This is a genomic window from Streptomyces sp. NPDC005302 (assembly GCF_040607345.1).
In the GTDB taxonomy this organism is placed as follows: domain Bacteria; phylum Actinomycetota; class Actinomycetes; order Streptomycetales; family Streptomycetaceae; genus Streptomyces.
In genome coordinates this window covers 510,390-520,281 of the sequence record NZ_JBEXGN010000001.1, presented here as the reverse complement: position 1 = coordinate 520,281, position 9,892 = coordinate 510,390, and the positions used below count along the sequence as shown (strand labels likewise).

Sequence of the window (9,892 nt, the reverse complement as noted above, 5' to 3'; positions counted from 1 at the left end):
CGGCATGCCGTTCATGCCGGTCTACATGGCGAAGGCCGGCGGCTTCTTCTTCCTGGTCTTCGACCCGCCGCCCCGATCCGTCGGCGGAGACAATGCCCCCTGGGCCACCGCCGAACAGCACGGCGAGCTAGGGCAGTTGCCTCAACCGGTCGACGACCGCCCAGTCGACCGTGTGGGACAGCTGGACGTATGTCTTGTCCCCGGACACCGAAGTCCGTTCGTCCCGGAAGCCCAGGAACTCATAGGACTTCGGCGAGAAGATCAGGTACTTGCCCTGCGCCATCGGGCTCTTGGGGTAGGCGATCCCCACCCCGGTGCGCCCGGCGGAGTCCTTCACCCCCGGAATCGCCTCGACCCCGGGCACCAGGGCCAGTGCCTCGTACGCCGCGGAACGCAGCCCCTCGGGCAGCACCGGCCACTTCAGGAGCTCGCCGAGCATGAAGTAGGCCTGATACCAGTCCTGCGCCGTGAAGTCGCCGGTCGACCTCCTGGACGATCCGACGTCGGTGATCACCGGGATGAGCTTCTGCGGGTCGGTGGGCAGCTTCCGCAGCTCACTCCACTCCCGAGGCGGCCACACGCCCTCGCCCTTCTGCAGGGGTTCTTCCCAGATCACCCGGCCGAGTTCCATGGTCAGGGAGCGCTGGGAGCCGTCCACCGAGTCCCAGTTCACGTCCTCGTACGTCTTCACCGCGCCGGTCCCGCGCTCCGTCTCCTTGATGATCCGCTTGGAATAGATGAACTGGTCGTCGCGCGGTGCCACCGGCGTCTCCTGCCGGCCCGTCCGCGCCGCGGCCGTGTTCAGCACCGACGCGGCGCTGACGTTGCTCATCCGCGGTGTCGCCGTGCCCGATACCCCGCCGGCCCGGTGCGGACGACCGCCGGCGCCGTCGCCCCCGTCCGCGATCAGCACGGCCGTTCCCGTCACGGCCACGGCGGCCACCGCGGCCGTCGCCAGACGGAGCGCGTGGCGGCGGCTGGGGGCGGCGTCCGGGTGCCGCTGAGCGTGCGCGATCGTGTTGAGCAACCGGTGGCGCGCTCCGGCGCGGGCCGGTTCGGTGAGGGGGGCCGCGTCCGCGCCCCAGTCCCGCAGGAGTTCGAGTTCATCGGTCATGGCGGGGTTCCTCTCGCAGAGTTGTCGGATCGGATCCGCCCAGCGCCTGACGCAGCCTGCCGCGCGCCCGGTGCAGCCGTGATCTGACCGTGCCTATGGGCACATCGAGGGCCTGGGCCACTTCCTCGTAGCCGAGACCGCCCCAGGCCACCAGCAGCAGTACGTCCCGGTGCCGCGCGGGCAGGGCGGCCAGCGCCGCCGCCAGCTCACGGCCCACGGCCTGCGCCCCCGCGCGGGCCGCGGCACGATCGGCAACCGGGTCCTCGTGATCGGCCGGGGCCGCGACGCGGGCCAGCGCCTTGAAACGCCGGGCCTCGGCCCGCCGGTACCGTCCGGCCAGATTGGTCGCGATCCCGAACAGCCACGGACGGGCGCCGTCACCCGTGGCACGCGCGGGGTCGTAGCGGTGCCGCTGCTGGAACGCGGTGGTAAAGGTGTCCGCCATCAGGTCGTCAGCCGGCTCGCCACCGAGTCTGCGGGCCAGATAGCGGTGCACCTCGTCCGCGTACCGGTCGAAGAGCACGGCGAACGCCTCCGGCTCGTCCCGGGACCGCGCAATGACCGAGGCGTCGCTCTCCGGCCCCGCGCGGACGCCTGGCTCCACGGTCATCGGGACTCCTCTCGTCCAAGGGAACACGCGTCGAAAGCTTGGGCTTTCACCTCTCCTTCGCCGCTCGCCCCGAACGGGTTCCCTTCGAGCTCCGGACGGGTTCCCTCCGAGCTCCGGGCGGGAGCACGCGTGCGCCGCCCGGGCATCGCGACGGACGGCGTCATCGAGGTGGACTCCGAGTGGCGAGTGGGGCCGGCTTCGGATCGCGCGCCGCACCGACGGCTGACGCATCGCCGGCTCAAGCCCCCGCAAACGAAGAAGCGCCCGGGCCGGCCGAAGCCGTCCCGGGCACTTCCCAGCAGGTCAGAGGGGATGTACCGCTCCCTCGTCCACGTAGACCCTGTGGGACTCGAACCCACAACCAATGGATTAAAAGTCCACTGCTCTGCCAATTGAGCTAAGGGTCCCCGCACCGGCTGACGCCGATGCGGCGCACCGGACGCGCCGATGCATCCCCGAGCATAGCCGGACGCGGCCGGGACTCCGATCGGGTATCGGCGACCCGGCCACGCCGGACGCGCACAAGGTCAGGGATCCACCGGTTCGGGCGCTCCCTTGCGCAGCGCCTCACGGGCGATGTTGCGTTCGTGTCCGGGGTTGAGGAACCAGTGCCGGGCCGAGGCCAGCCACCAGGCCGCGGCGAAGCCCAGCACGACGAGCACCGCGATCGGCGCGTAGTTGAACGTCTCCCAGGTCACCGGGGAGACCTGCGGCAGCATGAACAGGATCGTGATGACGACGACCCAGCCGACCGCGATCACCCCGATCGGACGGGACCAGCGGCCCAGGTGCCAGGGCCCGCGCTGGAAGTCGTCGCCCTTGCGCACCCGCAGGAACGTCGGGATGACGTAGGCGACATAGAGGCCGATGACCGCGATCGACGTCACGGCCGCGTAGGCCGCGTAGTTGATCAGGTACGGCAGTCCGAGCACGAGAGCGCCCAGCGCGGCCAGCCAGACCGCCGCGACGGGCGTGCGCGTGCGCGGGTTCACCGTGTGCCAGACGTTCGAGAAGGGCAGCGCCCCGTCCCGTGAAAAGGCGTAGATCATGCGGCTGTTGGCGGTCACGGACGCCATGCCGCAGAAGAGCTGCGCGCCGATCACGACCAGCAGCAGGAGCTTTCCGGACGTGGCACCCAGCGCGTCGAGCAGGATCTGCGCCGGGGGCGCGCCGGTCGTCGAGCCCAGCTCCCCGTTGTACGACTGGATGGCGAAGGTGAAGCCGAGGAGCAGGACGAACCCGGCGATCCACGACGTCCAGATGGAGCGCACGATGCCCTTGGGGCCGGCCGTCGAGGCGTCGTGGGTCTCCTCCGTCATGTGGGCGGAGGCGTCGTACCCGGTGAACGTGTACTGGGCCATGAGCAGACCGATGAGGACGACGTAGACCCCGCTGCCCCAGCCTGTGTTGTTGACGAACTTCGTGAACACGAAGTCCGCCGACTGGTGGTGGTCCGGCACGAAGGTCAGCGCGCCGACGATGACGGCGACGCCGATGACGTGCCACCACACGCTGATGCTGTTGAGCAGGGCGACGATCCCCACGCCGAACGTGTTGAGCAGCCCGTGCAGGATCAGGATCCCGGCGAACAGCAGGACCGTCCGGCCCGGCGTCACCTCGAAGTCGAACTGGAGGTTCAGATAGGCGCCGAGGAAGGACGCGGCGCCGAAGTCGATGCCCGCGGTCACGGCGACCTGGCCGAGGACGTTGAACCAGCCCGTGAACCAGGCCCAGGCCGCCGCGCTGCGTTCCGGGGCGAGCCGGTGGGCCCAGAAGTACAGGCCGGCGGAGGTCGGGTAGGCCGAACAGATCTCGGCCATCGCGAGTCCGACGAACAGCGTCATCAGACCGACCGCGACCCAGCCCCAGGTGATCACGGCGGGACCGCCGGTGTTCATGCCGAACAGATACAGCGTCAGGCAGCCCGACAGGACCGAGATGATCGTGAAGGAGACCGCGTAGTTGGAGAACGCCGACATGCGGCGGGCGAGCACCTGCGTGTAGCCGAGCTGGGCAAGCCGTTCTTCGTCCGACAGCCCACTGCCCGTGGCGTCATTTGTCATGCCCCCAGCGATTCCCTCGCGGGGGGCACGACATGCACCGAAGGGGGCAGCGAATTGGCTAGAAAAGACCTTTGTAACTCTGCCAGCCGCTCGTGATCTTCACCCGCGAGCCGAACGAGCCGTTCCCCTTGCCGGCGTTGCGGTAGACGTTCCCCGAGGTGTCGCGCACGACCAGGTCGTTCTTCCCGTCGCCGGTGATGTCGCCGACCCCGACGATCGCGTTGTACGACGCCCCCCAGGCGGAGAAGACCTTCACCCGGTCCTTCAACAGGCCCGTCCCCGTGCCGTTGTAGCGGTAGAGCGTTCCGGCCTTGTCGCGCGCGAGGAGGTCACCGATCCCGTCGCCGTTCAGGTCCCCGGCACCGACGATCTTCGTGTAGCCGGTCCAGGCGGAGCGGATCTTCTTGCCCGCGGCGAGTGTTCCGTCGCTCTTCGCGGCGAACAGGTAGATGTCCCCGGTCGAGGTCTTCCGAGCGAGCAGGTCGGACCGCCGGTCACCGGTCAGGTCGCGGGTTGTTCTCGGCGCCCCCGCGCCCGGACAGCGAAGTGGCCCCCACCCTGAAATCAGGTGGGGGCCACATCACTTGGCTACGTCAGCGGCGGTCAGCCGTTGCGCTTCCAGCGCGGCTTGTCGTCGCGGCGGAAGGAACCCGTGCTGGTTCCGGTGCCGGTCGTGCGGTGGTCGCCGCGGGGGCCGGCCGGGCGGTCGTGGCCGCCGGAGCGGAAGCCGCCGCCCGAGGGGCGGTCGCCCTGACGGTCACGGTTGAAGGGGCGGTCGCTGCCCCGGTGGCCGCCACGCTCGTCACGACGCTCGAAAGAACGGCCGCCACGGTCGTCACGGTTGAAGCCGCCACCGCGGTTGTCGTCACGACGGCCACCGCGGTCGTCGCGGTTGAAGCCGCCACCACGGTTGTCGTCACGACGCTCGAAAGAACGGCCGCCACGGTCATCGCGGTTGAAGCCGCCACCACGGTTGTCGTCACGACGGCCACCGCGGTCGTCGCGGTTGAAGCCGCCACCACGGTTGTCGTCACGACGCTCGAAAGAACGGCCGCCACGGTCGTCGCGGTTGAAGCCGCCACCGCGGTTGTCGTCACGACGCTCGAAGGAGCGGCCGCCACGGTCGTTGTCGCGGCGGAAGCCGCCACCGCGGTTGTCGTCACGACGGCCACCGCGGTCGTCGCGGTTGAAGCCGCCACCACGGTTGTCGTCACGGCGGAAGCCGCCACGGTCGTTGTCGCGGCGCTCGAAGTTGCCCCGCTCGTCACGGCGCTGACGCGGCTGCTCGTTCTGCTCGACGACGGGGGCCTCGGCGACCGGGGCCTCGGCGACGAGGGCCTGCTCGGCTGCCTCGGCGGCGGCGGCCACGGCCACCTCCGGGTCCTCGCCCCGCTCGCGCGCGGCACGGGCGATCAGGCGGTCGGACTCACCGCGCAGCTCGGCGGCGCGACGCTGCGCGCGCTCCAGCTCCTTGGTGAGCTGCGTGACCTCACGCTCGGCCTGCTGGGCGGCGTCGCCCGCGGACTGGGCCTGGACCTCGGTCATCGAGCGGGCGCCGGTGATCTCGGCGACCTCGGGCTCGAAGGCCGTACCGGAGTTGATGATGTGACGCGCGGCGTCGACGCCCGCGTCCTCCATCAGCCGGAAGATCTGGCGGCGCTGGTGCGGCAGCGACAGCGACACGACGGTGCCGGAGCGGCCGGCGCGGGCGGTGCGGCCGGAACGGTGCAGGTAGTCCTTGTGGTCACCGGCCGGGTCCACGTTCAGGACCAGGTCGATGCCGTCGACGTGGATACCGCGGGCGGCGACGTCGGTCGCGACGAGCGCGTTGACGTAACCGTCCTTGAAGTCGGCCAGCGTCCGCGTACGGGCGCCCTGCGTCATGCCGCCGTGCAGCGCGTCGGCCTTCACACCGGCGTCACGCAGCTGCTCGGCGATACGGTCGGCGCCCAGCTGGGTGCGGACGAAGATGATCGTGCGGCCCTTGCGGGAGGCGATCGCGGCGGTGACCGGCGCCTTGTCCTTGGGCTTCACGATGAGGATGTGGTGGGACATCGTCGTGACGTTGCCCTGGGCGCTGTCGACCTCGTGCGTGACCGGGTTGGTCAGGTAGCGCTTGACCAGCGTGGAGATCTCGTTCTCCATCGTGGCCGAGAACAGCATGCGCTGGCCGCCGCCCGGGATCTGGTCGAGCAGCTCGGTGACCTCGGGCAGGAAGCCCAGGTCGGACATCTGGTCGGCCTCGTCGAGGACCGCGACCTGGACGTTCTCCAGGGAGCAGGCGCCGCGGTTGATGATGTCGCGCAGTCGGCCCGGGGTGGCGACGAGGACGTCGACACCGCGCTCCAGGGCGTAGATCTGGTTGCCCATCGACGTACCGCCGCAGACGACCTTCATCTTCAGGCCGAGCACGTCGCCGTACGGCTGGAGGGCGTCCGCGACCTGCATCGCGAGCTCACGCGTCGGCGTGAGAATGATGCCGCGGGGCTTCTTCTTCTCGGTGTGGCCGGCGGAGAGCTGCGTGAGCAGCGGCAGACCGAAGGAGAGGGTCTTGCCGGAGCCGGTGCGGCCACGGCCGAGGATGTCCTTGCCGGCCAGGGCGTCCGGGATGGTCGCGGCCTGGATCGGGAAGGGGCTGGTCACGCCGTTCTGCGCGAGCTTGCGGACGACACCCTCGGGCAGGCCGAGGTCGGAGAAGGTCATCTCGGGAGCGGACTCGACGGTCTCGACGGCCTCGACGGCCTCGACGACCTCGATGATCTCGTTCACGGTGTCGTTCTGGTCGTTCTCGGGCACGACGACGTGATCAGTACTGGAAACAGACATGCGAAATGCGAACCTTCCGGAGTTCTTCGGCACGCGCCCAAACTCCGTGAAGTCGCAATCGACCGCCTCTATGCGGTCCGGCCACGGCAAGGGAGAGTACGCGCCACGCGGCGCTCTCTTTGGCGGCGCCGGGCAAATGGGATCAAACGATCTACCACCATACGCACCCTCCACCCCTGAAGGCAAACCCGACCCCATACGCCCAGGTCAGGACGTTTTCAGCGGGGTCAGGAGCCTAGACGGGCGAGCCGGCCTCGGGCGCCGGCTCGCGCTGGACGAGCTGGGTCGCGGGCTGTTCGTGCGCCGACGACGACGGCTCGGCGGATCCCGGATCGGACGACGGCGGAGTCGACACGGGCGGCGGCTCGGGGGTCGGCTCCGCCGTCGTGCGCGTGGGCGTCGGCTCACCCGGCGGCACCGGGTCCGTGGACGGGTCGCCGCCGCCCTTGTCGGTCGCCTTCGCGGACGGCTTCCCGCCCTTCGACGCGGACGCCGAGGGAGACGCGTCACCCGACTCCGACTCACCCGGCTTCGGCGACCTCTTGTGACCCTTGCCACCCTTCCCGCCGTGCGATCCGATGCCGCCGCCGCCCCCCGCGGTCCCGCCGTCCGGCTCCTCGCCCGCCCGCTGCCCCGCCGAGTGCGAGGGGCCGGGCCGGTCGTCCCCGTCGTTGCCCACGCTCATGCAGCCGGCGGCGGCTGCGACGGCCATGACCGTGGCGGCCAGACGGACGGGTACGTACAAGGCGCGCACGGGCGGCCACCTCCGTAGGGGGCGTCCCCCGGCTCGGGCGGAGCCGGGAGCGCGGGGAAGGAACGGGAGTTCCCCCTGTCCAACTCCCGTCGCCCGCAAGAGGACACGCGCCCCCGGACCCGACAGGGCCCCGGGGCATGTCGGAGCGCTCTCCAGGCCCTGACGAAACGTCACACGGCGGGCTCGTCGGACGGGCCCGCGGCCCCGGTGGCACTGATCGCGCGGGCGGGACGGGCGGAGGGCACGTACCCCCGGCGCGCCCGGCACCCCGGGAACGACCCGGCGAAGGCGGGAGCGGCGGCGGTCCGGGCGTGAGGGCGAGGACGGGAGGGCGGGGACGGCATGGGGAGCGCTCGTACCCGGTCGCGCCGGCCGCGCGTCGCATCCGGCCCCTTCGGGCCCTCCGCCGATACCCCCCGCGAGCGCCTCGTCCCCGACAATGGCCATGTGCTGGAGATGACGCGCGAAACCTTCGAAGAGCTCGTGAGCCAGGCCCTCGACAAGATCCCGCCCGAGCTGACCCGGGTCATGGACAACGTCGCCGTGTTCGTCGAGGACGAGCCCCCGGCCGACGACCCCGAACTCCTCGGCCTCTACGAAGGAACCCCGCTCACCGACCGCGGCGAGTGGTACGCCGGCGTACTCCCCGACCGCATCTCGATCTACATGGGCCCGATCCTGCGGATGTGCGAGACCCCGGACGAGGTGGTCCACGAGGTCGCCGTGACCGTCATCCACGAGATCGCCCACCACTTCGGCATCGACGACGAACGGCTGCACGAGCTGGGCTGGGGCTGACCGGACGACGCCCGCGCGGGCGACCACCCTCGCCGCCACCGCCCGCGGCGACCGCCCGCCGGGCCCGGCTCCGCCCGCATACCCGCCCCGGCACTTGGGCATACGGGACCAATGGTCCGCGCCCGCGCCGCCGCAACCGCCCTCGTCCGCCGCACCGCCGACCGTGCCCGCCGGGCGCTCCCCGCGCTCGGCCGCCGTCGCGCCCGCCGCCGGCCCGCCGTGCCGGAGCTCACCGCCCGGCCCAACCCGTACGTCCGCGCCCTCGGACTCCTCTGTGTGGTGCTGCTCGGCGCCTGGCTCGGACTGCTGGTGGTGGGCAACGTGCGCGTCCCCGTCGGCCCCATGAACACCACCATGACCCTGCGCCCCTCCCTCACCGGCGGCACGAAGATCAACGTCTCCCCGCTCGGCGCCCTGGAACTGCGGAGTCACCAGGCCCCGCTGCGCCTCGACGTGGACGTGGACCAGCTCGACCCGGACCGCGCGCAGGCCCTCGTCGACCACCCCGAACGGCTGTCCGGCCTCCAGGACGAGGTGGCCCGGGACGTCGAGGACGGCACGATCGACCTGGCCGTGCGCTCCTGCATAGCCGTGGTCGTCGGCGCCACCGCCCTCGGCCTCGGCGTCTACCGCCGGCCGCGCCGGGCACTCGCCGCCGGCGGCCTCGCCCTCGCCCTGCTGGCCGCCTCCGGAGCGACCGCCTTCGCCACCTGGAACCCCAACTCGGTACTGGAGCCGAAGTACTCCGGGCTGCTGTCCTCCGCGCCCTCCCTGGTCGGCAACGCCCGCAACATCGTCAGCGAGTTCGACGTCTACCAGAAGGAGTTGGCGCGCCTGGTGACGAACGTGACGAAGCTGTACGACGTCACGTCCACCCTCCCCGCCTACGAGCCCGACCCGACCACGATCCGGGTCCTGCACGTCTCGGACATCCACCTCAACCCGGCGAGCTGGAAGATCATCGCCTCGCTCGTGAAGCAGTACTCCATCAACGTGATCGTCGACTCCGGCGACACCATGGACCACGGCACGGCCGCCGAGAACGGCTTCCTGGACCCGGTGCCGGACCTGGGCGCCCCGTACGTCTGGGTGCGCGGCAACCACGACTCGCGCCTCACCCAGCGCTACCTGCAACGCATGAGGAACGTCCACGTCCTCGACGACGGGCGGGCCGTCTCCGTCGCCGGGCTGCGCTTCGCGGGCATCGGCGACCCCCAGTTCACCCCGGACCGCGCGGTCGCGCCCGGCGGCGACGCCGCGGAGGATCTCGCCGGCGCCCGCCTCGCCTCGGCCCTGCGCGACCAGAGCGCCGCGGGCACCCCGGCGGACATCGCGATCGTGCACGAACCCGCCGCGGCGCGCGGGACGGACGGCGAGGTGCCCCTGGTGCTCTCCGGCCATCTGCACCACGAGGAGATGGAGGTCATGAAGTACGGCACCCGGCTGCGCGTCGAGGGCTCGACGGGCGGCAGCGGCCTGCGGGCGGTCGAGGGCAAGTACCCGGACCCGATCGAGGCCTCGGTCCTGTACTTCGACCGGGACACCCGGCACCTCCAGGCCTGGGACGAGATCAGGCTGGGCGGTCTCGGCCTCACGAGCGCCGAGGTCAGCCGCCACCTCCCGAAGGAGAACCAGCCCGGCGCGACCCCGTCGCCGACCGCCTCGCCGAGCCCCACCGGAACGGCTCGGTAAACCGTTTTGGCGATACCTCCCGCCATCCCATATGC

Annotated in this window: 7 protein-coding genes, 1 tRNA gene and 1 pseudogene; 2 read left to right on the top strand and 7 right to left on the bottom strand. The window is 71.2% G+C overall.

What is annotated here, in order from left to right; translation table 11 throughout:
• Positions 1-127: 127 nt before the first annotated feature.
• The 7 genes and pseudogenes from ABZT74_RS02305 to ABZT74_RS02275 form a co-directional block, all read right to left on the bottom strand.
• Positions 128-1,114, bottom strand: coding sequence for a CU044_5270 family protein (locus tag ABZT74_RS02305; protein ID WP_356169465.1), 987 nt, complete (start codon positions 1,112-1,114; stop codon positions 128-130).
• Positions 1,104-1,724, bottom strand: a complete 621-nt coding sequence (locus tag ABZT74_RS02300; RefSeq protein WP_355871703.1) for an RNA polymerase sigma factor — start codon at positions 1,722-1,724, stop codon at positions 1,104-1,106. Before ABZT74_RS02300 ends, ABZT74_RS02305 begins: the two co-directional genes overlap by 11 nt.
• Positions 1,725-2,058: 334 nt before the next feature.
• Positions 2,059-2,131, bottom strand: a tRNA-Lys gene (locus tag ABZT74_RS02295).
• A gap of 120 nt (positions 2,132-2,251) precedes the next feature.
• On the bottom strand, positions 2,252-3,787 hold the full coding sequence (locus ABZT74_RS02290; protein WP_356169463.1) for an amino acid permease: 1,536 nt from the start codon (positions 3,785-3,787) through the stop codon (positions 2,252-2,254).
• Between the two features lie 58 nt (positions 3,788-3,845).
• Positions 3,846-4,295, bottom strand: a pseudogene (locus tag ABZT74_RS02285) (VCBS repeat-containing protein); the annotation flags it as partial.
• Between the two features lie 95 nt (positions 4,296-4,390).
• Positions 4,391-6,613, bottom strand: coding sequence for a DEAD/DEAH box helicase (locus ABZT74_RS02280; RefSeq protein ID WP_356432995.1), 2,223 nt, complete (start codon positions 6,611-6,613; stop codon positions 4,391-4,393).
• Between the two features lie 235 nt (positions 6,614-6,848).
• Positions 6,849-7,367 (bottom strand): hypothetical protein, encoded by a 519-nt coding sequence (locus tag ABZT74_RS02275; RefSeq protein WP_356169454.1) that lies wholly within the window; start codon positions 7,365-7,367, stop codon positions 6,849-6,851.
• Between the two features lie 447 nt (positions 7,368-7,814).
• Between ABZT74_RS02275 and ABZT74_RS02270 the strand changes: the two genes are divergently transcribed.
• Both ABZT74_RS02270 and ABZT74_RS02265 read left to right on the top strand, forming a co-directional pair.
• Complete coding sequence (locus tag ABZT74_RS02270; protein ID WP_081218193.1) at positions 7,815-8,165, top strand: metallopeptidase family protein; 351 nt, start codon at positions 7,815-7,817, stop codon at positions 8,163-8,165.
• 111 nt (positions 8,166-8,276) lie between these two features.
• The gene (locus ABZT74_RS02265) at positions 8,277-9,857 is read left to right on the top strand and encodes a metallophosphoesterase (protein ID WP_356169451.1); all 1,581 of its coding nucleotides are present in this window, start codon (positions 8,277-8,279) and stop codon (positions 9,855-9,857) included.
• The last annotated feature ends 35 nt before the right edge of the window (positions 9,858-9,892 follow it).